Source organism: Nocardia sp. NPDC004278 (genome assembly GCF_053602975.1).
This window is the reverse complement of sequence record NZ_JBSGEQ010000057.1, coordinates 1-26,997: the sequence shown is the minus strand read 5'-3', so window position 1 is coordinate 26,997 and position 26,997 is coordinate 1. Positions and strand designations below refer to the sequence as shown.

The following is a 26,997-nucleotide window of genomic DNA, read 5'->3' as shown; positions in this document are numbered from 1 at the left end:
TCAGCTGAGGTGGTCGATAAATGCGAAAAGTTCACTGTCGTCGACGGTTTCGAGGCTCTCGGCATCCGCGTGCTGCTCGATCTCGTCGGTGTCCTTGCCCTTCAGCCGTCGCCACATCGCCATCAGCTTGCTGGCGATAGCCGAACGGTCGGCGGTCGACAGATCGGCGGCGGCGAAACTGCGCGCCAGGGTGTCGATGTCGGCCGCGATCCGCTCGGCCGGGTCCTCGACCGGTGCGATCTCCTGCCGGAGGAAGTCGGCCAGCGCCGCCGGTGTCGGGTGGTCGTACATCGCGGTCGGGGACAACTGCACGCCGGCAGTGGTTTTCAGCCGGTTGCGGAACTCCATGACGCCGAGCGAATCGAATCCGATATCGGTGAACGGTTTATTCGGTGCGATCGTCTCCATGTCATCGTGACCGAGGACGGCGGCGGCCTGCGTGCGGATCACGTCGAGGACGATGGTTTCCTGCTCGGCCGTCGAGCGGCCGAGCAGTTGCGACGCCAGGTCCGACGAATCCCGCGCGGTACCGGCGGCTGCCCGCCGCCGACCGGGCCGCGCCACACCGCGCATCACCGCGCGCAGCTCACCGGGACCGGTCTCGGCCAGCGCGGTCCGATCGACCCGAGCGGCCACGAACGCGGATCTACCACCCGCCAGTGCCGCGTCGAGCAGCGCCATCCCATCCTCGTCGTCCAGGGGTGCGAAGCCCTCGCGCCGCAGCCGAGCGAAGTCGGCCGCACCGAAGGCGCTGGTCATCCCCGCGCTCTGGCGCCAGGGCCCCCAAGCCACCGAGGTGGCGGGCAGGCCGCTGACCTGGCGGTATTGCGCCAATGCGTCGAGGAAGACATTGGCGGCCGCGTAGTTCGCCTGCCCGGCGCTGCCGATCACACCGGCGATCGACGAATAGAGCACGAACGCGGACAGATCCATATCCTTGGTCGCCTCGTGCAGAGTCCACGCCGCATCGACCTTCGGGCGCAGCACGTTCGCGATCTGCTCGGATGTCATGGTCGCGAACATGCCGTCGGCGAGCACACCGGCGGTGTGGATGACACCCGTCAGTGGATGCTGCGGCGGGATCTGCGCCAGCATCCTGTCCAGCGCGGTGCGATCGGCCACATCGCAGGCGACCACGTCCACCTGTGCGCCTAGCGCGCCGAGTTCTTCACGTAGCTCGGCCGCGCCGGGTGTGTCCGGTCCGCGCCTGCTTGCCAGTAGCACCCGGCGCACCCCGTAGGCGGTGATCAGGTGTCGTGCGACCACGGCACCCAATCCGCCGGTGCCGCCGGTGATCAGGACGGTGCCGTCGGCAAGCAGCGGTGTCGGCACGGTGAGCACGTTCTTGCCGATATGCCGGGCCTGGCTGACATACCGGAACGCCTCGGGCAACTGCCGCAGGTCCCATGCGGTGGTGTGGGAAGGTGCCAGCGTCCCGGCGTCGAACAGATCGACCAGTGCGCGCAGGATCTGCTGAAGCCGTTCCGGATCCGCGTCGAGCAACACGAAGCTGCGGTAATCCACGCCTGGGTGTTCGGCGGCCACTACGTCAGGGTCACGTCGGTCGAGCATTCCCATCTCGATGAACCGACCACCCCGCGGCAACAACCGCAACGACGCGTCCACGAACTCACCCGCCAGCGAGTCGAGCACGATATCCACACCACGGCCCTCGGTCACCTCGAGGAACTTTCCCTCGAAATCCAACGACCGCGAATCGCCGATCTCATCATCGGCGAAACCCAACTCCCGCAGCACATCCCGCTTCGGCTCACTTGCGGTGACCAACAACCGCAAACCCAGATGCCGAGCCAACTGCACCGCAGCCATACCCACACCACCGGTAGCCGCGTGCAACAGCAGAGTCTCACCAGGCTGCGCAGCCCCCAGATCGACCAAACCGTAATAAGCCGTCGCATACACCGCGGGCACGGCCGCCGCTCGGGCGAAGGACCAGCCGCTCGGCATCCGCGCGAGCAATCGGCGATCGGCCACCACCGTCGAACCGAGACCAGGAATGAACCCGAAAACCCGATCCCCCGGCGCGAATTCGGTCACATCGGGTGCCACTTCGAGCACGATTCCGGCGCCTTCACTACCGATCCGGGCATCGGCATCGGGATAGGTGCCCAGCGCGATGAGAATGTCGCGGAAATTGACGCCGACTGCCCGCATACTCACCCGGACCTGCCCGGCCGCAAGCGGTTCGGACGCGCTCGCATCCTCGGCCAGGCGGAAGTTGTCCGCCGACAAAGTTCCCTTGCCGAGCAAGGCCAGTGCCCAGGTCGACCTGTCGGACACCGAGCCGTCGCCGAGCGCCCCAGCATGCTGTGCTGTCGCCACCTCGACGACATCCGAACCGATCCGGCTCAGACGCGGTGTATGGGCTGCTCCACGGCGCACAGCGAGCTGTGCTTCGCCTTCGGTCGTCAACACCATTTCCGCACACCGTCGATAGTCGGACCAGTCGTCGACATCGATGACGAAGATCCGGTCCGGATGCTCACTCTCGGCGGAGCTCAGCAGACCCCAGGCCGCCGCGGCGAGCAAGTCCACGACCTCGCCGGGATGCACCGCGACCGCATGCCGCGTGACGACGACAATGGGCCCGTCCGCAGTCAGCAGTCGCTGTATCCGCTGCGTCAGTGCCGTCACCGAATCTCGTACTGCCGTAGGGAGATCGTCGACGACCGGGTCCGCGGGATGTCCGGAGGGTTCGGCGTCGAGCCGCACCACCGTGGCAATCCGTCCGGCGATCGCGACGGTTTCCCCGTCATCGGTAGCGCTCCACACGCCGGTCGGCAGGTCGGACGCCGATGTGGGCAGCGCGATCCAGTCGACGCCGTAACCGAGCCCCTCGCTGTGGCGCGGCGCAGCGCCGAGAGCCTCGACCGACACCGGCCGCAAGGTCAGCGCGCCGACTTCGGCCACCACCATGCCCGCGGTATCGGTGAGGGTCACGGCAATCCGCTCGTCATCGTCGGCGGCATCCTGTTGCGTCACACGGACCCGAAGCGATGTCGCCCCGGTCGCATACAACGCGACGTTCTCCCACGAGAACGGGACGACAACCGCATTCGGCCGCGCGGGAGCCGAGCCGCCGAGCAGGATCGCGTGCAGCGCGGCGTCCAACAGCGCCGGATGCACCCCGAATCCCGCGGCCTCCGAGCGGGCGGGCTCGGGCAGCTCGACCTCCGCGAAGAGCTCGCCGTCGCCTCGCCACAGCGCGGTCAGGCCGCGGAACACCGGCCCGTACTCATAGCCCGATTCCGCCAGTCCCGCATACGCGTCCGCGAGCGTGATGGCCGTCGCACCGACCGGCGGCCAACTCGTTTGATCCGAGCCGAGTGTCGGCGCATCCGATCGGGCGGCGACCGTCCCGACGGCGTGGCGCACCCACTGTGCCGAATGCTCCTGTGTCGCAGCAGCAATGCGGGGACGGGAGTACACCGACACCGTGGCGGCACCGGTCTCATCCGGTCCGCTCGCCACGACCCGCAGCTCGACAGCGCCCACGGACGGCACCGGCAGCGGGGCCTCGAGCACCAGCTCCCCCACGTACGGGCAGTCGACCATCGAACCCACATGCAACGCCAGGTCCACCAGGGCGGCCCCGGGGAGCAATGCGACACCGCCGATAATGTGGTCGCCCAGCCAGGGCTGATCCGCTTGTGACAACGTGCCCGTGAATACCGCGTCCGGCGAATCCGGCAGTCGCACCATCGCGCTCAGCAGCGGATGGTCCGCATCATCGAGACCGGATTGCCGAATATCGTGCCCGCCGGTCGGGCGCAACCAATACCGCTGGTGCTGAAACGCGTACGTCGGCAGGTCCACCCGGGCCGCAGAGCGGCCCACGAACAGCGGCGTCCAGTCCACCGCCATTCCGGCGACCGCGGCCTGCGCCAGCGCGGAGACGAATTGGATCGGCTCGTCGGTCGAGCGGCGCGCGGTCGCGATCACCATCGACTCGGCCTCGACGTCCGGAGTCTCGGCAAGGCACTCGCGAGTCATCGCGGCCAGCACGGCATCCGGGCCGATTTCCAGGAACCTCCGCACACCGGCCCGTGCCAGCGTCTCGATCCCCGGCGCGAATCGCACACAACCGCGCACCTGTTCGACCCAGTACTCCGGATCGGTCACTTCGGCCTCGGCCACCAGACCCGAAACATTCGACAGCATGGGGATGTTCGGGCGGCGGTAGGTCAACCCCTGTGCGACCGTGCGGAATTCATCGAGCATCGGCTCCATCAGCGCCGAATGGAACGCGTGGCTGACCCGTAGCCGCGAGGTCCGCACACCGTCGGCCGCCAGTCTTTCCGCGATCGCCGCGATCGCTTCCGTCGTACCCGACAAGACCACCGACGACGGACCGTTCACGGCGGCCATCGACACCCGTTCCGGGAATTCGGCGAGCACCTGTGCCGCTCGATCCGCCGGCAAGGCCACGGCCAGCATGGCCCCGCCCGCCGGCAGTGCGCCCATCAACCGTCCACGCGCCACCACCAGGGTGCACGCGTCCGGCAACGACCACACCCCCGCCGCGTACGCGGCCGCCAACTCTCCGATCGAATGTCCGATCACCATGTCCGGTTCGACACCGAACGACTCGACCAGCCGGAACAACGCCACCTCGAAGGCGAACAGGGCGGGCTGGGTGAATTCCGTCCGATCCAGCAGACCCCGGCCGTTCGCGTCATCGCTCGACGAGCCACCGCGGGGATCGTCTGCCATCGCGTCGTTCTCACCGAACACCAGTTCCTTCAGCGGTCGACCCAGCAGCGGATCGATCTGCGCGCACACCTCGTCGAAGGCCGCGGCGAACACGTCGAAGGCGGCGTACAACTGCGCGCCCATTCCGGCTCGCTGCGCGCCCTGTCCGGTGAACAGGAACGCCGACATACCGGTATTCGCGTTCGCCTCGATGGCGCCGGACGCACCCGCGGACAGCTCGGCCAGACCGGCGAGCAGTTCGGCCCGGTCCCGGCCGACGACGGCCGCGCGCCGATCGAGCCGGGCACGGGAGGTCAGCAACGTGTGCGCGACATCCCACGCGTCCAGGTCAGGATGGCGAATCAGCCACTGGCGCAAGCGATCCGCCTGAGCCCGCAGGCCCGCTTCCGACCTCGCCGACACCAGCCACGGGATGGCGGCTTCGCTCCGGGGACGCCCGGCCGGTGCCGCTGGGGCAGGACGGGCGGGCGCTTCCTCCAGGATGGCGTGTGCGTTGGTACCGCTGATGCCGAACGACGACACCCCGGCGCGGCGCACGCGGCCACCGGACGGCCATGGTCGCGCCTCGGTCAACAACTCGACCGCCTCCGCCGACCAGGCCACGTGCGGGCTCGGCGCATCGATATGCAGTGTCTTGGGCAGTGTTTCGTGGCGCAGCGCCTGCACCATCTTGATCACGCCGCCGACGCCGGCCGCGGCGATGGTGTGCCCGATATTCGATTTGATCGAGCCGATGCGCAACGGTTCGCCCGCACGGTCACGCCCATAGGCGGCGATCAGGGCATGCGCCTCGATCGGATCGCCCAGGGTCGTTCCGGTGCCGTGCGCCTCCACCGCGTCGACATCAGCGGGCCGCAAGCCGGCATTGGCCAACGCCGCCGCGATCACTCGCTCCTGCGAAGGACCGTTGGGGGCGGTCAGGCCATTGCTCGCACCGTCCTGATTGACCGCGCTGCCGCGGACGAGGGCGAGGACATTGTGTCCGAGTCGCTCGGCGTCGGAGAGCCGCTCGAGCACCAGCACGCCGACCCCCTCGGAGAAGGCGACGCCGTCCGCCGCGGCGGCGAACGACTTGCACCGTCCATCGGCCGAAAGTCCACGTTGGCGGGAGAAATCGACGTAAAGATACGGACTGGCCGAGACCGTCACACCACCGGCCAGCACCAGCGAGCTCTCCCCCTGGCGCAGCGCCTGGCAGGCCAGGTGCAGCGAGACCAAGGACGAGGAGCATGCGGTGTCCACGGTGACGGCGGGCCCTTCGAGACCGAGGACATAGGCCACTCGGCCGGAGATCACACTCAGCGTGGTGCCGGTGAGCCGGAAACCTTCCAGCTCACCGGTCACCTGGTCCACGTACCCCGAATTGGACGCGCCCGCGAATACTCCGGTGTCGCTGCCGCGCAGCGACGTCGGGTCGATCCCCGCGTTCTCCAGCGCCGCCCAGGACGCCTCGAGCAGCAGCCGCTGCTGCGGATCCATGGCCGACGCTTCACGCGGGCCGATTCCGAAGAATCCGGCATCGAAATCCCCTGCGTTATTGAGGAATCCGCCGTTGCGGGTGTAGATGGTGCCCGGCTTGTCCGGGTCCGCGTCGAAGAGCCGCTCCAGATCCCAGCCACGATCGGTGGGAAACTCACCGATGGCGTCGGTTCCGGTGGCGAGCAATTCCCAGAGTTCGTCCGGGGATTCGACACCACCGGGGAATCGGCAACTCATGCCGACGATGGCGATCGGATCGTCGGCTCGCACCCCACGCGGAGCCGCCGCGACAGGCTCGACCACTGTTGTCGGCGCGACCTGTGCGCGCACCAGTTTCGCCACCGCCGCCACGGTCGGATGGTCGAACACCAGGGTCGAGGGCAATGTCAGTCCGGTGGCCTTGGCCAGGCGGTTGCGGAATTCCATGACACCCAGCGAATCGAAGCCGATATCACGGAACGGCTTGTCCACGGGGATCGAATCCGCCCCGTCGTGCCCGAGCACGGCCGCGGCCTGGGTCCGGATGACATCGAGGATGACGCGGTCCTGTTCGGCGACCGAGCGGCCGAGCAACTGCACAGCCAGGCCCGAATCCTCATGCATCCGGTTGTCCACGCGACGCCGCGACGGCCGCGCCACACCGCGCAGCACCGGGCGCAGGCCACCGGGACGCGCGTCGGCCAGTGCGGTCCGGTCGATCCTGGCGGCGACGAATCCGGCCTTGCCGATGGTCAGCGCCGTGTCGAACAGCGCCATTCCCTCCTGGTCGTCCAGCGGCGGGAAACCCTCGCGCCGCAGCCGGGCGAAGTCCTCCGCGTCGAGGACACTGGTCATCCCGGTACGCTGCGGCCACGGGCCCCACGCCACTGCGGTGGCGGGCAGTCCGGTCAACTGCCGGTGCCGGGCCAGCGCGTCGAGGAAGACGTTGGCGGCGGCGTAATTCGCCTGCCCCGGATTGCCGATGATGCCCGCGATGGACGAATAGAGCACGAACAGCGACAGATCGAGGTCCTTGGTCGCCTCGTGCAGATGCCACGCCGCATCGACCTTGGGCCGCAATACTTCCGCGAGACGCTCACCCGTCATCGTCTCGAACATGCCATCGGCCAGCACACCCGCGGCATGGATGACACCCGTCAACGAATGCTCCGCCGGAATCGCGGTCAAGACCGCGTCCAGCGCAGCACGGTCGGCCACATCGCAGGCGACGATATCGACGTGCGCGCCGAGCGCGCCGAGTTCTTCACCTAGCTCGGCTGCGCCGGGTGTGTCGAGGCCGCGCCGGCCCGCCAGCACCAGGCGGCGCACACCGTACTCGGTGACCAGATGCCGCGCGGCCAATGCGCCGAGTCCGCCGGTGCCGCCGGTGATCAGGACGGTGCCGTCGGCAAGCAGCGGCGTCGGCACGGTGAGCACGTTCTTGCCGATATGCCGGGCCTGGCTGATATGCCGGAACGCCTCCGGTGTGCGCCGTACATCCCACGCGGTGGTCGCGAAGGGCGTCAACGCACCGGAGTCGAACAGTCCGACGAGGGTGGTCAGAATCGCTTGCAGCCGAGCCGGATCCACCTCCAACAGCATGAAGTTGCGGTAATCGACCCCTGGGTGTTCGGCGGCCACCACGTCAGGGTCACGCCGGTCGAGCATTCCCATCTCGATGAACCGACCACCCCGCGGCAACAACCGCAATGACGCGTCCACGAACTCACCCGCCAACGAGTCGAGCACGATATCCACACCACGCCCCCCGGTCACCTCGAGGAACTTTCCCTCGAATCCCAACGACCGCGAATCGCCGATCTCGTCATCGGCAAAGCCCAACTCCCGCAGCACATCCCACTTCGGCTCACTCGCGGTGACCAACAACCGCAAACCCAGATGCCGAGCCAACTGCACCGCAGCCATACCCACACCACCGGTGGCCGCGTGCAACAGCAGAGTCTCACCAGGCTGCGCAGCCCCCAGATCGACCAAACCGTAATACGCCGTCGCATACACCACCGGGACAGCGGCGGCCTGAGCGAAGGACCAGCCGCGCGGCATCGGCGCGAGCAATCGGCGATCGACCACCGCGACCGAGCCGATGCCGGTGATGAACCCGAAAACCCGGTCCCCCGGGGCGAATTCGGTCACATCGGGTGCCACTTCGAGCACGATTCCGGCGCCTTCACTACCGATCCGGGCATCCGCGTCGGGATAGGTGCCCAACGCGATCAGCACATCGCGGAAATTGAGGCCGACCGCCCGCACACCCACCCGGACCTGCCCTGATTCGAGTCGGTCGCCGGGCGCGCCCACGTTGTCGATAAGGCTGAAGTTGTCACTGGTCAACGTCCCCTTGTCGAGCAGGGTGAGCGACCATGCCGCGTTGGTACACACTGCGGTGGCGCCGTGGAGATTTTCCGCGCCACGGTGGAGCCGTGGTGTGTGCGCCGTCCCACGCCGGACGGCCAGCTGCGGCTCGCCCTCGGTCGTCAGAACCATCGCCGCACTGCGTCGATACTCCGACCAGTCGTCGATATCGACCAGGAAGATGCGGTCCGGGTGCTCGCTCTGCGCGGAGCGCAGCAACCCCCAAGCCGCCGCCGCGGGCAGGTCTACCGGCTCACCGGGATGTACCGCCACGGCCTGCCGCGATACGACGACGACCGCGCCGTCGCCGGTCAGCCGCCGCTGCACTTGCGTCATCAGCTCCGTCACCGAATCCCGCACTGCCATCGGGAGATCGCCGTCGAAGTCCATGTCGGCGGCGTATCCGTCGAGCCGCACCACCGTGGCGACCCGTCCCGCGATCGTGACGGTCTCGGCGTCGTCGGTCCGACTCCAGGCCGCCGATGCGGTGGGATCATCGACCGCCGGAGCCAGCGCGATCCAATCGAGGTCGTAACCGGCGCTGTCGGTCCGCTGCCGCGCCACACCGAGCGCCGTGGTGGCCATCGGACGCATCGTCAACGAACCCACCTGAGCCACAACGGTTCCCGAACCGTCGGTGAGGGTCACCGCGATACGCTCATCCCCGGTGGCGGATACGCGCACTCGCGCCGTCGTCGCACCCGTCGCGTACAGCGTGACGTCCTCCCACAGGAACGGGACGGCCACCTGGCCGACCGGCGTCGCGGGTACGAAGCCGCCGAGCAGGATCGCGTGCAGTGCGGCATCGAGCAGCGCCGGATGCACACCGAACCCAGCGACCTCCGAACGCGCGGGCTCCGGCAACACCACTTCCGCGAATACCTCGCCGTCACCCCGCCACAGCGCGGTCAAACCCTGGAACACCGGGCCGTAGTCATAGCCCGATTCCGCCAGCTCCGCATACGCGTCATCGATCGGGATCTCGGTCGCCCCCACCGGCGGCCAGCCGATCGGACTCGGCTCGACGGCCGTCGTCGCCGAATCGGCGGTGATCGTCGCGACGGCATGGCGAACCCACTGTGGCGCATCGTCATTGTGCTCGGAGTCGTCGCCGATCGAACTCGTGTACACCGACACCGTGCGCGATCCGGACGCATCCGGATCGCTCGCCACCACCCGCAGTTCCACCGCATCGGTGGCCGGCACCGCAAGCGGCGCCTCGATCATCAGCTCGGCCACCTGGGAGCAGTCCACTACCGATCCCACATGCAGGGCCAGCTCCACGAGCGCGGCACCGGGCAGCAGGGCCACCCCGGCGACGGCGTGATCGGCCAGCCATGGGTGTCCGGCCTGCGACAACCGGCCGGTGAACACCAGGGAGTCCGGCAACCGCACCATCGCGCCCAACAGCGGATGTCCCGCATCGTCGAGGCCCGGGCGCCGCTCCTCCGCGCCGCCGACCGGCCGCAGCCAATAACGCTGGTGCGCAAAGGCATACGTCGGCAGCGGCACTCGCGTGGCAACCGGAGCCAATGCCCGCGGCGCCACATCGACGCCGGCGCAGTGCGCCCGCGCCAGCGCGGTGACAAGCTGTCGCGCGCCCCCGTGCTCGCGCTTCAGTGTGCCGAGAACGGCCACTCGATCGGCCATCCCGATCGAACCCGCCGTCAACTCGACACCCATTGTCAGCACCGGATGCGGGCTGATCTCGAGGAAAGCGTTCACGCCCGCGCGCTGCAGCGCCGCCACCGACTCGGCGAAGCGCACCCGTTCCCGCAGTCCGCGATACCAATAGCCGGCGTCCAGCGTCTCGGTATCGACATAGTCCGCGCCTACGGTTGAGTAGAAAGGTACCGAACCGCGCTGGGGGGCAACGCTTTCCAGCTCCCTCAGCACTCGGTCCCGGATCGACTCCACTGCATGCGAATGCGATGCGTAGTCCACCGGAATCCGTTTCGCCCAGACGCCGTCGGCCGCACAACCAGCCAGGAACTCGTCCACCGCCGAGGACTCCCCCGACACCACGGTCAGACCCGGTCCGTTCACCGCGGCGACGCACAGCCGATCACCGAAGCCGGTCAACCGCTGCTCGACCGCCTCGACGGCCGCGCCCACCGACGCCATACCGCCCGCGCCGGCGAGTTCCTCGGCGACGACCAGGGAGCGAAGGGCGACCACGCGTGCGCCATCGGCCAGCGACAGTCCGCCCGCGACCACCGCGGCCGCGATCTCACCCTGCGAATGCCCGATCACCACCGCGGGTTCCACGCCATTGGCGCGCCATACCCGCGCCAGTGACACCATCACCGCGAACAGCACGGGCTGCACCACGTCCACCCGGTCCAGCGATACCGCACCCGGCTCACCGCGCAGCACCGCAGTCAGCGACCAATCCACGAACGGTGCCAGCGCCGCCTCGCATTCGGCGATCGCGTCGGCGAAAACCTGGTCAGAAGCCAGTAACTCGGCGGCCATTCCAGGCCATTGGCTGCCTTGACCAGGGAATACGAATGCGACACGGCGCGCGACCGCGCGACCGAGGACCACGTCCTCGACGCCCTTGGCGGGCAGTTCCGCCGACTCGGCCACGGTGGCGAGCCCGGCCAGCAGCTCGGCCGAATCCCGTCCGACCACCGCGCCACGCCACTCCAACTGCGCGCGGTGACGCAGCAACGAATACGCCACGTCCGCCGTCGATTCCGGGTGCGCGGCCAGCCATTCACCGAGCCGGGCGGCCTGTGCGCGCACCGCCTCCGGGCTCGCGCCCGACAAGGTCCAGCTCAGCGGGCGTGAGCCGTCCGCACCCGAATCAGGCTCTGCCACCGTTGTTTCCGGGCGGATCGACGGCGGCGCCTCCTCCAGGATCAGGTGCGCGTTGGTGCCGCTCATCCCGAACGAGGAGACACCCGCACGACGCACCCGGTCACCGGCGGCCCATGGCTCCGACTCCGTCAATAGCCGAACCGAACCCGCCGACCAATCCACATGCGGGGTCGGCGCGTCGACATGCAGTGTTCTGGGCAGCGACTCGTGCCGCAGTGCCGCGACCATCTTGATCACGCCGCCGATGCCCGCGGCCGCGACCGCGTGGCCGATATTCGACTTCAAGGAGCCGATCCGCAACGGCTGCTCACGATCGGATCCGTACGCCGAGATCAGCGCCTGCGCTTCGATCGGATCGCCCAATGTCGTTCCGGTGCCGTGCGCCTCCACCGCGTCCACATCCGAGGGCTTCAGCCCCGCGTCGGCCAGCGCCGCCGCGATCACCCGCTCCTGGGAAGGACCGTTCGGCGCGGTCAGACCATTGCTCGCACCGTCCTGATTGATCGCACTGCCACGCACCACGGCCAAGACGTCGTGACCGAGGCGCCGGGCGTCGGCAAGGCGCTCGACGACCAGCACGCCCACGCCCTCCGACCAGGTCACACCGTCCGCCGCGGCGGCGAAAGGCTTGCACCGGCCATCGGCCGCGAGCCCCCGCTGGCGGGCGAAATCGACATACAGCGTCGGGCTCGCACCGATACTCACCCCGCTCGCGAGCACCAGGGATGCCTCGCCCTGGCGCAGCGCCTGACAGGCCAGATGCAAGGCGACCAGCGACGACGAACACGCGGTATCGACCGTGACCGCGGGACCCTCCAAACCGAAAAGGTAAGCGATACGGCCGGATATCACGCTCTGCGCGGTCCCGGTCAGGCGGAAGCCCTCGTACTCGCCGGTCACGCCACGGGAGTAACCGGATGAGCTCGCGCCGACGAACACCCCGGTATCGGTGCCGCGCAGCGAGACCGGGTCGATGCCGGCATCCTCGAGGGCCTCCCAGGACACCTCCAGCATCAACCGCTGCTGTGGATCCATCGCGGCCGCCTCACGCGGCCCGATGCCGAAGAATCCCGCGTCGAAGGCGCCCGGTTCGGCCAGGAATCCGCCTTCTCGGGTGTAGACGGTGCCCGGCTTGCTCGGATCCGGATCGAACAGCCGCTCCAGATCCCAGCCACGGTCGGCGGGGAAGGGGGTGATCACATCCCGTTCCGCCGCGACGAGCTCCCACAGGTCGTCGAGCGATCCGACGCCACCCGGGAAGCGGCAGCCGATGCCGACGATCGCGATCGGCTCGTCGGAGCGGGTGCGGCGGGTGACCCGCCGCGTATGGAGATCGACGCCTTCGAGCCGCGAGCGGACGAGCCGGGCCACCGCGGTCGGTGTCGGATAATCGAAGATCAGCGTCATCGGCAGCTCGACGCCGGTGGCACGAACCAGTTGATGGCGCAGCTGCTGGCCGCTCAGCGAATCGAATCCGATGGCGGTGAACGGCAGGTCCGGATGCACGGCCTCGGACGAATCATGACCGAGCACCGCCGCGGCCTGTTCGGCCACGACCGCGAAAACCAGTGCGTCCCGTTGATATTCGGGCGCGGCGAGCAGCCGCGGCGCCAGCGGGCCCGACACGATCGCGTGCCGCCGGCGTGCCGGAGAAGCGCCGCGCGGCGGCGCATCCGCGACGGCGGACGCCGGCGGTTCGACCGACGTCAGCACCAGTCGCTCGATGGTCAGGACCGGCGCGCCGTCCTCGGCCACCGCCATGACCCGGACGCTGTCCGCGCCCACCTGGTCGACGCGGACCCGTACCGCTTCGGCGCTCGCGCGGTGCAGTCGAATATCGTTGCAAGACAACGGCATGCGAAGTGCGGCCACATCGCTGAGCCGGTCGGCGGCGGTGTGCAGCATCGCGTCCAGCAGTGCCGGGTGAACGCCGTAACGGGCGCCGCGATCACGAACGGACTCGTCGAGCGATACCTCGGCGAACACATCATGGCCACGCCGCCAAGCCGCCGTCACCCCCTGGAACGCAACACCGTAATCCGAGCCACACTCGGCCAACCGGTCGTAGAGTTCATCGACGGCCACGGATTCGGCTGCCGTCGGCGGCCATTCGGCATCCACCGCAGGATGCGCCGGATCCGGTTGCGGGGCAAGCACACCGGTCGCGAACTGCCGCCATTCTCGGCCGCCTTCGGAGACCGCGCCGTCCGACCGACGATCGGTAGGAAACACCGGGCTGTCGGGTCGGGCATAGATCGTGAAGCTCCGCCGTCCTCGATCGTCGGGGGCCGCTACGCGCACCTGAACATGCCACGCCGCGACCGGCGATGTCAGCGGCGTGGAGAGCCGCAGTTCTGGTACCGCACCGGCGCCGACACGCGCGCCGACGCTCACTGCGACGTCGAGCCAAACGCTCGCGGGCACCACCGGCGTCCCGAAGACGACGTGGTCGGCGAGCCAGGGGTGGGTGTCGAGCGCGAGGCGGCCGGTGAACAGCCAATCGTCACCGTCGGCCATCGGGACCGCGGCGCCGATCACCGGGTGGTCGGCCGTGATCAGTCCGGCCCGGCTCACATCGCCCGGTCCCATACCTGTCCCGGCCATCGGCGTCCAGCACTGCCTGCGCTGGAACGCGTATGTCGGAAGCTCGACCCGAGAAGCCTTCGGAGCCAACAGCTCCGATGCCACGTCGATGCCCACGCAGTGGGCGCGAGCCAGTGCGGCCGCGAACTGTGCCGGACCGCCATTGCCACGCCGCAGGGTCCCGATGGCGACCACCTGATCGGCCATGCCGATCGAATCAGCGGTCAACTCGACCGCAGTAGCGACCACCGGATGCGGGCTCGTCTCGACGAAGGCGTTCATCTCCGAGCGCAGCAGCGCCTCGATGGCCTCGGCGAACCGCACCGGTTCCCGCAGTCCCCGATACCAGTACCCGGCATCCAGCCCGGCCGTATCCTCGAATCGCGCGGTCACCGTCGAAAAGAACGGAATGGAACCGGTTTTCGGCTCGATCGGCGCCAATTCGTCCAGCACACGATCCCGAATGCGCTCGACCGCCGCCGAATGCGACGCGTAATCGACCGGAATCCGCTTGGCCCACAGCCCGTCGGCCGCACACGCGGCGACAAAATCGTCCAACGCGGCCGACTCGCCCGATACGACCGTCTGTCCCGGTGCATTCACCGCGGCGATCGACAATCGATCGCCGAACTCGGCCAAGCGGTGCGCGACGGCTTCCGCGGTGGCGCCGACCGACGCCATGCCGCCCGATCCCGCCAGCACGTCGGCGACCGCCCGCGACCGTACCGCGACGACCCGCGCGCCGTCGGCCAGCGACAGTCCGCCCGCGACCACCGCCGCCGCGATCTCGCCCTGCGAATGCCCCACCACCGCAGCGGGTTCCACGCCGGCCGCACGCCACATCCGCGCCAGCGACACCAGCATCGCGAACAGCACCGGCTGCACCACATCGACGCGATCCAGCGACGCGGCTCCCGGCGTCCCGCGCAATACCTCGGTCAACGACCAGTCCACCCACGGCGCGAGCGCCGATGCACAGTCCGCGATGGACTCCGCGAACACCCCACCCGCGGACAACAACTCCGCGCCCATCCCCGCCCATTGACTCCCCTGCCCAGGAAAGACGAAGACGACCCGGCGGGATGCGCTACGAGCGGTCACCGCGTAGGGCTCGGCCTCGCCCGATGCCGGGGTCGGATCGATCAGCGCCGACAAGCCGCCGGCCAACGTTGTTACGTCGTGCCCGACCACAGCGCCCCGCCACTCCAACGGTGTGCGGGCAGTGGCCAGCGAGTACGCCACCTCCGCGGCACCGGCTTCGGGATGGACGCTCAACCACTCCCGCAACCGAGAAGCCTGGTCGCGCAGTGCCTCCGGGCTTCGGCCGGACAACAGCCATGCCACGGGAATCGAGCCGTCCACGTCCGCATCGGCGGCCACGACGGGCGCTTCCTCCAGAATCACGTGCGCGTTCGTTCCACCCATACCGAACGACGACACGGCGGCGCGGCGCACTGACGCATCGACGGCGCGCGCATCGGCTGGAGCCGCGCCCTCGCTCAGTGCGGTATTCGACGCACTGCCCGGTTCGGGCGTGGCAGGCCAGTCCTGCGCGACGGTCTGTACCCGCAGACCCAACGCATCCAGCGGAATACGCGGATTCGCTCGGCGAAAGTTCAGGCTGGGCACCAACTCTCGATGCCACAGCGACAGCGCAGTCTTGATGAGCCCGGCGATACCCGCCGCAGCTTCGAGATGCCCGATATTGGTCTTCACCGAACCGACCGCGAGCGACTCACCCGCGCGCCGGCCGCCACCATAGGTCTCGCCGAGCGCGGCCGCTTCCACAGGATCACCGGCGGGCGTACCGGTGCCGTGCAACTCGACGTAGCTCACCGATGCCGGCTCCACCGCCGCCGCCGCGAGCGCGGCCCGGATGACCGCCGTCTGCGCCGTGACGCTCGGCGCGCTCAACACTTGGCGCTCATTGCCGTTGTTGACCGCACTGCCGCGGATCACCGCGTAGATCCGGTCCCCGTCGGCGATGGCCCGCGCCAGTGTTTTGAGCACGACGATGCCACCGCCCTCGCCGCGCACCGTGCCATCGGCAGTCTCGTCAAAGGTATGACACTTACCCGACGGTGAATGCGCGCCGAACTGTTCGTAGCGCTCACCGCTCAATGGCGAGAGGATGAGATTCAGTCCACCCGCGAGCGCCACCTCGCACGCACCGGTGCGCAGCGATTCGCAAGCCAGATGCACGGCGACCAGCGATGACGACTGCCCGCTGTCGACCACCAGGCTCGGACCGGTGAAGCCGTAGTAATTGGAGATGCGATTGGCGGCGACACCTCGCCCCACGGCCCATAGTGAATGCCTGCCGATACCCGCTTTCCCCTGTGCGGCAAGCATTTCGGCGAAATCGGTGCCCGCGCTGCCCAGGAAGACACCCACCCGCGCACCAGCACGGTCGCGATAAGCCGCGTCCTCCAACGCCTCCCAGCTCAACTCGAGCCCGAGCAACTGCTGCGGATCGATCGAACGTGCCTCATTGGGCGGCACACCGAAGAAGTCGGCATCGAATTCCGTTGCGGTAGGCAGGAAACCGGCCGTCTCCTCGATACCGGGCCGGTCCGCCGGAGCGGAGCCCACGGCGTCACGGCCGTCGCGCAGCAACCGCCAGAACTGCTCGATATCGGCAGCGCCCGGCATCCGGCACGCCATTCCGACAATGGCGATCTCTTGGGAAGGTTCGAACATTGGATTCCTCTATCTCGCCGTATTCGATGCCAGGGATGGCGATTTGGCACTCGTTCGCGCGGCGAGCCAGCGCCGTATCTCGACCGCCGCCGCGGCCGAGGCCGCGCCGATGATCGAGAAATGATCCGCGTCGATCTCGACCGTCTCGCAGGTATGCAGCCAGGCGGCCACCGGTTCGGCGAGATCCAACCCTGGCAATGGGGTCGCGGCCCGCAGATCGAACGTCGGCGCGGCGATCGGCAACGGTTGCCGTTCGTCGAATATCTGCGCGTATTTCGCCATCGCGATCAGGCCGTGATCGGTGATCTCGGTGATCTCGCTGTCGAGCTCGAGCACCGCGCCGATCGCGCTGACAAGCACCTCGCGACTCTGCTCTGGATCGGCGGGCGAATAGGTGTCGAGCAATATCACCGCCGCGGCCGGGCGGCCGTCGCGTTCCAGCCGGTGCGCCAGCGCGTGCGCGATCGCACCACCGGCCGAATAGCCGACGAGCACGATCGGCCGGGCAGCACCGATGTCCGCGACGGTCGCGGCCAGGCTGTCCAGCAACGCGTTCCAGGACGCGGGCAGCAGCTCCCCGGGCCGGGTACCCGGCAGACGCAGCGCCGCGACGGTGTGGTCGGCGCCCAATTCGCGCGCCAGTCCGCCGAATTGGTGCGGGCCGGTGCCGACCACGAACGACGGGACACAGATGATCGCCGGGCCGGATGTGCCCCTGCTCAGCGGTATCGGCGTCGGCCGGACGGGCAATTCGGCAGCGGTCGCGAAGGTTTCGACGAGCATGGCGCTCTCGCGCAACATCGGCAACGCCGCACCGACCCGCCCGCGCCGGTGCGCGGCCAGTACCAGATCGGTGAGCCCGCCGCGCGTGCCGGGCGTTCGGGACACCGGAGCCGCAGGGCGAACCGTCGTGGCGGACGCCTCGACGGCGGGGTCCAGGATTTCGGTCATCCGGGAATCGAGATACTCGGCCAGTCCGCGCGCGGTGGGGTGATCGAAGACGAGGGTGGACGGCAACGGCAACCCGGTTGCCTTGGTCAGCCGGTTGCGGAACTCCACGCCCGCAAGCGAATCGAAGCCCAGCTCGGTGAACGGAGCCGACGGATCGATCATGTCCCCCGACCCGTGTCCGAGACTCGCGGCGACGTGCTCCCGGACGACGGCGAGCACCACGTCGGCACGTTCGGATTCCGGGGTCGCGGCCAGCCGCTGTGCCAGCGACGCCCCGCTTTCGGCGCGGCGTGGCGCCGCGGTGACGAGCGAGCTGAGCGTTCTGGGCAGCGCGCCCGAGGCCGCCTGGGCAGCGAGGGCAGGCAGGTCGAATCGCACACCGACGATCGCCGGGACACCGGCGGCCATGCTCGCGTCGAGCAGCGCCATGCCGTACCGGTCGTCGACCGGAACGAGGCCCTCTCGGCGCATTCTGGCGAAGTCGGCGGCCGAGAGGGTGCGGGTCATACCGTCGGCGCCGCGCCACGGTCCCCACGCGATGGACGTGGCGGGCAGGCCGTCGCGGTGCCGCCGCCGGGCCAGCGCGTCGAGGAACCCGTTCGCCGCCGCATAGTTGGCCTGGCCCGGGCTGCCGATCGTTCCTGCGAACGAGGAGTAGAGCACGAACATCGACAGATCCAGATCCTTGGTGGCCTCGTGCAGATGCCAGGCCGCGTCGACCTTGGGTCGCAGCACCCTCGCCAGCCGCTGCGGGGTCAGATCGGCGAGTAGACCATCGGCCAGCACGCCCGCCGCGTGGACGACGCCGGTCAACGGATGTTCCGGCGCGATGGTCGACAACAGTTCGTCCAGCGCCGCCCGGTCGGCGACATCGCAGGCGACCACGTCCACCCGTGCGCCGAGCATGGTCAATTCGGCCACCAGGTCGGCGGCGCCCGGCGCGGCCGGACCGCGCCTACCCGCCAACACAAGCCGGCGCACACCGTATTCGGCGATCAGGTGCCGAGCGGCCACGGCGGCCAATCCACCGGTGCCGCCGGTGATCAACACCGTGCCGTCGGACCGAGGCGTCGAGACGATCGCAGCCGCAGTGTCGGTGCTGCCGCGACTCAATCGCGGCACATACGAAATGCCCGCACGCAGCGCCACTTGCGATTCGTCGGTGTCGGCCAGCACCGCGGCGACGCCGATGCGGTAATCCAGCCAGCGGTCCACGTCCACGATCGCGATGCGCCCCGGGTTCTCGTGCTGACCGCTGCGCAGCAGACCCCATACGGCTGCGGCGGCGAGATCCACCGGCTCGTCGGCATGCACGGCGACCGCGCCATGGGTGACCACGACAACCCGCTCGTACCGCATCAGCAGGGCGCCGACGCGCGACGTTACCTCGGCGAGCCGACCGTGCACGGATTCGGGCAGGTCGACATCCGTGATCGCTTCCGGCAGCCGGATCACGGCAACCGAACTTCCCGCGACGGCCACGGTTTCGCCGTCGTCGGTAAATGCCCATAGTTCGTCGGTACCGGCCGGTGCGGCGGGTGCCGTGACCCATCGCAGCTGGTACCCGCCGCGACCCGCCGCGACGGCGCCTGCCGCGTCCAGCGCGGCGATCGGAATCGGGCGCATGGTCAATGCCGCGACCTCGAGTACCGGCACACCATGGGAATCGCTGAGCGTCACCGCGATTCGCTGATTGTCCGACGCACTCGAATCCGGATCGGCCGCGCGCAGCCGGACCCGGACCGACCCGGCGCCGACGGCACGCAGATCCACGTTCTCCCACGAATAGGGCACGACGATTTCGCCATCGGCGCCCTCCGCGGTCAATCCGGTGAAGCGAATCGCGTGCAATGCCGCGTCCAGCAGCGCGGGATGCACTCCGAACCGGCCGGCCGACGACTGCTCCGGCAGGTTCACCTCGGCGAAAACCTCACCGTTGCCGCGCCACAGCGCGGTGAGTCCTTGGAACAACGGTCCGTGCCCGTAGCCGCGCTCGACCAGATCGGGATAGAGGTCGCCGATATCCACCGGCTGTGCTCCGGCTGGCGGCCAGTTCGCCAGCACCGAATCGGATGGAGCCGAAACCGGTTGAGCGACGAGGGATCCGGTCGCATGACGAACCCATTCGGCCGATTCCGGCGCGCCATTTCGCTGTGCACGCGAGTACACCGACACAACCCGCGCGCCGGTGGTATCCGGCCCGGCCGCCATGACCCGCAATTCGACCGCACCGTTCGGCGGCACCATCAGCGGTGCCGTGACGACGAGTTCGGCCAAGCGCGGGCTGCCCACCATGGCACCGACGTGCAGTGCCAGTTCGACGAATCCGGTGCCCGGCAGCAGCACCGTGCCACCGATCACGTGATCGGCCAGCCAGGGGTGGCTGGACAACGACAGCCGTCCGGTCAGCACCACCCCTTCGGAGTCCGGCAGCCATACCGCCGCACTCAACAGCGGATGCGCCACGCTGTCCAGACCGGAGCCGCGGACATCCCCGGTGTCGGCGGCAGCGGCCAGCCAATAGCGTTGATGTTGGAACGCATAGGTGGGCAAGGTGATTCGTCGCGTCGCACGCCCGCCGAACAGCGACCGCCAGTCGACATCCGTGCCCGCGGTGTGCACCTGAGCCAGGAAGGTCACCAGCCGGACCACTTCATCGGCTCCGCGACGGCTGGCCGCACACACCAGCCAGGCGGCCGAAGTATCGGCATCGTCGTCCAGACACTGACGGGTCATAGCCGTCAGCACAGCGTCGGGGCCGAGCTCGAGGAAGCGCCGTACGCCACTGTCGGCGAGCAACCGGATCCCGGGGGCGAACCGGACCGCGGCGCGCACCTGCTCGACCCAGTAGCCGGGGTCGGTGAATGCCTCGCCCATCGCGCCGGTCACATTCGACACGATCGTCAGCAACGGCTGCCGGTAGGTCACTTCCGCGGCGACGGAACGGAATTCGGCCAGCATGGGTTCCATCAGTGCCGAATGGAACGCGTGACTCACCCGCAATCGCGTCGTTGTGTGACCGGCGCTCGAGAACACCCGCTCGACGTCATCGACGGCGTCGGCGGCACCGGAGACCACCACCGCGTCGGGGCCGTTGATCGCCGCGAGCGACACCCGACCGCCGTAGTCCGCGAGTACCCGTGCCGCCTCCGCTTCGGACACCGCGACCGCGAGCATCGCGCCGCCCTGGGGTAACGCACCCATCAATCGACCACGCGCCGCCACCAACGCGCACGCATCCCGCAGCGACCACACCCCGGCCACATACGCCGCGACCAACTCGCCGATCGAATGCCCGATCAGCACATCCGGTGTCACACCGAACGATTCCACCAACCGGAACAACGCCACCTCGAACGCGAACAACGCGGGCTGCGTCCACTCCGTCCGATCCAGCACGCCTTCCGGATCAGCGAACATCACCTCCCGCAACGATCCGCCCACGAGAGGGTCGAACTCGGCGCACACTTCGTCCAAGGCGGAGGCGAATACCGGGAACGCCTGATACAGCTCCGACCCCATACCGATCCGCTGTGCCCCCTGACCGGTGAACACGAATGCCGTCCGACCCCCGACAGGTCTTCCGGATCCGACTGACGCCGACGCCGAACCGGACGAGAGGTCCGCCAATCCGGAGAGCAGTTGCTCGCGGTCCCGGCCGACGGCGACGCCGCGCCATTCCAACTGCGCACGCGTATTGATCAACGACTGCGCCACGCTCAGCGCATCGGCATCCGGGTGGTCGAGCAGCCACGTCCGCAGCCGGTCCGCCTGGGCCCGCAGACCGGCCTCGGATCTCGCCGAAACCAGCCATGCCGCCACCTCGGCGGCCGGGGATACCGGCTCGCCGGACGACACGCCCTCGTGCCGGGTGAGCGCGGGCGCTTCCTCGACGATCACGTGCGCATTGGTGCCGCTGATACCGAAGGACGAGACGCCCGCACGCCGCACCCGCTCCCCCGCGCGCCACGGCTCCGCCTCGGCCAGCAGCCGCACCGCGCCCGCGGACCAGTCCACATGCGGCGAGGGCGTACCCAAATGCAAAGTCTTCGGCAATATCTCGTGCCGCAACGCCTGCACGATCTTGATCACGCCACCGACACCCGATGCGGCGACCGCGTGGCCGATATTCGATTTCAGCGAGCCGATCCGCAGCGGCTCGGCTCGATCCTGGCCGTACGCCGCGATCAACGCCTGCGCCTCGATCGGATCGCCCAGCGGCGTACCGGTCCCGTGCGCTTCCACGGCATCGATATCGGCGGGCGCCAACCCGGCCGCCGCCAGGGCCGCCGCGATCACCCGCTCCTGTGACGGACCGTTCGGCGCGGTCAGACCGTTCGAGGCGCCGTCCTGATTCACCGCCGAACCCCGGATCACGGCAAGGACGTTGTGGCCCGCTTGCCGTGCGTCGGAAAGACGCTCGACGACCAGGACACCCACACCCTCGGACCAACCGACCCCGTCGGCGTCGGCGGAGAACGACTTGCATCGCCCATCGGGGGAAAGACCACGCTGACGTGCGAAGTCGATGTAGAGTTCCGGACTGCCCGAGATGGTGACGCCGACGGCCAGAGCCATCGACGTTTCGCCGTTGCGCAAGGCCTGACAGGCCAGGTGCAGCGCCACCAGTGACGATGAGCACGCCGTATCGACCGTCATCGCCGGTCCCTGCAGACCGAACACGTAGGCGATCCGGCCGGAAATCACGCTGTCGGAGTTGCCGGTCATCCGGAAACCCTCGTGTTCGCCGACCACCCGCTCGACATAGCCGGACGGGGTGGCGCCGACGAACACTCCGGTGTCGCCGCCGTGCAATGCCACCGGGTCGATCCCCGCGTCTTCCAACGCCTCCCAGGCGGCCTCCAGGGAGAGCCGCTGCTGTGGGTCCATGGCGGTGGCCTCACGCGGGCTGACGCCGAAGAAGCCGGCATCGAAAGCGCTTACGTCGGTAAGGAATCCGCCTTCGCGGACATAGGTGGTGCCCGGCTTGTCCGGGTCCGGGTCGAACAGGCGCTCGAGGTCCCAGCCACGGTCGGATGGGAAGGGCGTGATCGCGTCCGTGCCCGAGGCCACCAGTTCCCACAGCTGATCCGGCGATGCGACACCACCGGGGTAGCGGCAGCTCATCCCGACGATGGCGATCGGCTCGTCCGTCCGCGCTCGGCGGGCGCTGCGCTTCGGTCGGCGTTCGGTACTGGCCGCATCATCCAATTTGGACACGATGAACGTCGCAACGGCATGCGCGGAGGGGTAATCGAAGACCAGGGTGGATGGCAGTGCCAAACCCGTGGCCTTGGCGAGCCGGTTGCGGAACTCCACCCCGGCCAGTGAGTCGAAGCCGAGCTCGGTGAACGGAAGCGCCACATCGATCGCGGCATCGGAGGTGTGACCGAGCACGGCCGCCGCCTGTTCCCGGACTATCGTCAGGGCCACCTCGTCACGTTCGGCAGCCGACGCCGAGGCCAGCCTGCCCACCGGCGTACCGGTCTGTCTGCGGGCGGACCCGGACGCGGAGACCAAGGGACTCAGAATCTTCGGCAGTGCACCGGCCTCGGCCTGCTCCGCCAATCCGGTCGTATCGAACTGTGCGCCGACTACCACGCCGGAGCCGGCGACGAGCGCCGCGTCGAACAGCGCGAGGCCCTCGGTGTCGGCGATGGCGCGAAAACCCAACCGCCGCAACCGCGCCAGTCCGGCCGCACCGAGTTCGCCGGTCATACCGCTGCCCGCGTGCCACGGCCCCCAGGCCACTGCCACACCGGGCAGGCCCCGCTGACGTCGGAGCCGGACGATCGCGTCCGCGAAGGCATTCGCCGCCGCGTAGTTGCCCTGCCCGGGCGAACCCGCGACTCCCGCGACCGAGGAGAACACCACGAACGCGGACAACTCCGCGGCGCGCGTCAGGTCGTGCAGCAGCCACGTCCCGTCCACCTTCGGAGCGAACACGCGATCCACCTGCTCGCCGGTCAATGTCTCGATGGTTCCGTCGTCCACGACGCCCGCCGAATGGACGACGCCGGAGAGCGGGAACTCCGCGGGGATCGCGGCCAGCACCGCCTCGAGGGCGGAGCGATCGGAGATATCGCAGGCCGCCACGTCCACCTCGGCACCCAGCGCGGAGATCTCCGCGACCAGTTCCGCCACCCCCTCGGCATCGCGACCTCGCCGCGAGACCAGCAGCAGCCGACGCACGCCGTGTTCGGCGACCAGGTGCCGCGCCACGAGCGCGCCCAACCCGCTGGTACCACCGGTCACCAGGACCGTCCCCGCGCCGAACGACATCGCTGCCGCATCCGATGCGGGCTCGCGCCGCAACCGCGGCATCGCCAAGCGACCGGATCGCACCGCCACCTGGGGTTCACCCGTCGCCAGCACGGCCGACACCATCTCGGCGTCGATCTCGCCATCGCGGTCGAGCAATACCATTCGGCCGGGATGTTCGGCCTGGGCGCTGCGCACCAATCCGGCCACGGCCGCGGCCACCGGATCGGATGACTCGTCCGGCAGGCCAATGGCGTTGCGCGTCACCACAATCAGCCTGGTCTCGGCGAGCCGCGCATCCGACAGCCACGAGCGCAACAGCTCGATGGCCGCTTTCACCGATCGGCGACCCACCTGCGCGGCATCCGCGCCGCCGAATTCGGCGGCGTCGACCAGCCAGACAGCCGCGTCGGCGACAATATCGGCTGCGGCGAGTTCACCAACGCCCGCGACGTGATCATCGATCCCCGCCATGATCTGGTCACCGAGTACCACCATCGACGACACCGGCGTCGACGACACCGACGGCACGGACGCCCACTCCACGCCATAGAGCACGGGCAGTGCGCCACCGGCGCGCACGCGCGCCACGGTGCGGCGTTCGACCGGGTGCACCACAAGGGAATCCGCGCTCAGCACCGGTTCGCCCGTTGTATCGACCACGTCCAGTCGAATCCGATAGCCGCCTGAACGCTCGGCGCGCACGCGGACCGGTCCGGAACCCGTCCGCGCCATCCGCACACCGGCGAACGACACTGGCAACGGCAACCTGCCCTCGGGAATGTCGTCCATTACGAAGTCGAGCGCGGGATGCAGGCATGCGTCGAACAACGCCGGGTGAATACCGAACCCGGCCACCTGCCCGGCCGCGGTCTCGTCCAGCGACACCTCCGCGAATACCTCGTCGCCGCGCCGCCACATCGCGCGCACTCCGAGGAATGCCGGACCGTATTCGAGACCGAGATCGGCGATCCGCCGGTACAGCTCCTGCTCGTCGAGCTGCTCGGAACCCGCTGGCGGCCAGTCGAATTCATCCCAGATCGGCGGTATGTCCGCGGCGTCCGCGGCGGCGAGTACGCCACGGGCATGCGGCACCCACGCGTCGACCGCATCGGTGCGCTCGGTCCGGGAGAAGACCGTGAAATGCCTGCGCCCGTCCGGCTCGGCCTCGCCGACCGCGATCTGGAGATCGACCTGGTCCGCACCGAGCGCCAGCGGAATATCCAGGGAGATCTCCTCGACGAGTCCGACGCCGAGCCGGACGCCGATGGTGGAGGCCAATTCCAGATACGTCGTCGCCGGGACCACCGCGGTCCCGAAGACCTGGTGATCGGCGACCCACTGGTGCGCCGCATCGGACAGCTTTCCGGTGAAGAGCCATTCGTCCTTGCCCGCCACCGGGACCGCATCCGTCAGAATCGGGTGGTCCGAATTGCCCGACATCACCGCGTGATTCGGTTGGAGCCAGTAACGCTGGTGCTGAAACGCGTACGTCGGCAAGGACACTCGCGCCGGATACCGGTCGGCGAACAGCGGTGACCAGTCGACATCGATGCCCGCGTTGTCGGCCTGCGCGAGGAAGGTCAGCACCTGCGTCACCTCGTCGGCGCCGCGCCGGCCCGATGCGGCAACCAGCGACTTGGCTTCGATGTCGGCAGGCAGGCACTGACCGGTCATCGCCGTCAGCACGGCGTCGGGGCCCACTTCGAGGAATCGGCGAACACCCGCGTCCACCAGGGTATGCACGCCCTCGGCGAAACGAACCGTGTCGCGCACGTGGCCGACCCAGTAGATCGGTTCGGCATGCGCCTCGCCCGCGACGACGCCGAAGACGTTGGACACGACCGGTAGCAGCGCGGCGCGGTAGGTGAGCCCGACGGTGACCGCTTCGAGATCCGGCAGCAGCGGATCCATCAACGCGGAATGGAAGGCGTGGCTGACCTGCAACCGCGACATCTTGATCTGTGCCGCGGCGAATGTCGCCGCCAATTCCGTGATGGCCGCCTCGGTGCCGGAGACCACGATCGAGGACGGCGCGTTCACCGCTGCGATCGATACCTTCTCACCGAACGGCGCGATGGCCTCGGCCACCCGCTCTTCCGTGGTCGCCACGGCCAGCATCGCGCCGCCTTCGGGTAACGCACCCATCAGCCGACCGCGCGCGACCACCAACGCGCACGCATCCTCGAGCGACCACACCCCCGCCACATACGCGGCCACCAACTCACCGATCGAATGCCCGATCAACACATCCGGTGTCACACCGAAGGACTCGATCAACCGGAACAGCGCCACCTCGAACGCGAACAAACCAGGCTGGGTGAACTCCGTGCGATGCAACAACTCACCATCACCGCCACCGAACACAACCTCGCGCAACGAAACACCCGGCGAGAATGCACCCAGCAACCGGTCGAACTCAGCACACAACTCATCGAACACCGCAGCGAAAACCGGGAACGCCGCATACAACCCCGCCCCCATACCCACCCGCTGTGCACCCTGCCCCGTAAACAGGAAGGCGACCTTCCCCCGCACCGGCATGCCCTCGGCCACGTTCGACGAGGCCGAGCCAGCCGCCACCTCGGCCAACCCCGCCAGCATGGCGTTTCGATCGGCGGCGACGATCGTCGCCCGATGCTCCAATCGGGCTCGGGTGGTCAACAGCGCATGGGCCACGTCCACCGGCTCCGCCTCCGGATGCGCGGAGACCCAAGCATGGAGTCGAGCCGCCTGGGCACGCAGTCCCGCTTCGGATTTCGCCGATACCAGCAGCGGCAGCTTGCCCGCCGCCACCGGCGGCGTACCCGACGGGACCGGCACCACAGCGCGTTCCGGTGCTTCGGGTGCTTCTTCGACGATGATGTGGGCGTTGGTGCCGCTGATACCGAAAGAGGACACCCCCGCGCGCCGCACCCGGTCCACCGAGGCAGGCCACGGATGCGCCTCGGCCAGAATCCGCACCGACCCCGCAGACCAATCCACATGCGGCGACGGCGCATCCACATGCAACGTCTTCGGCAACATCTCATGCCGCAACGCCTGCACGACCTTGATCACCCCACCCACACCCGCAGCCGCCTGCGAATGCCCGATATTCGACTTCAACGAACC

The 26,997-nt window shown here is 68.8% G+C and carries 2 protein-coding genes; both read right to left on the bottom strand.

Annotated features, from left to right (window positions below; translation table 11 throughout):
• On the bottom strand, nt 1-16,671 hold the full coding sequence (locus tag ACWEO2_RS41560; protein WP_452410408.1) for a type I polyketide synthase: 16,671 nt from the start codon (nt 16,669-16,671) through the stop codon (nt 1-3).
• Nucleotides 16,672-16,680: 9 nt separating this feature from the next.
• Entirely contained in the window at nt 16,681-26,991 is a 10,311-nt protein-coding gene (locus tag ACWEO2_RS41555; protein WP_452410407.1) for an SDR family NAD(P)-dependent oxidoreductase, read from the bottom strand.
• Nucleotides 26,992-26,997 lie beyond the last annotated feature (6 nt).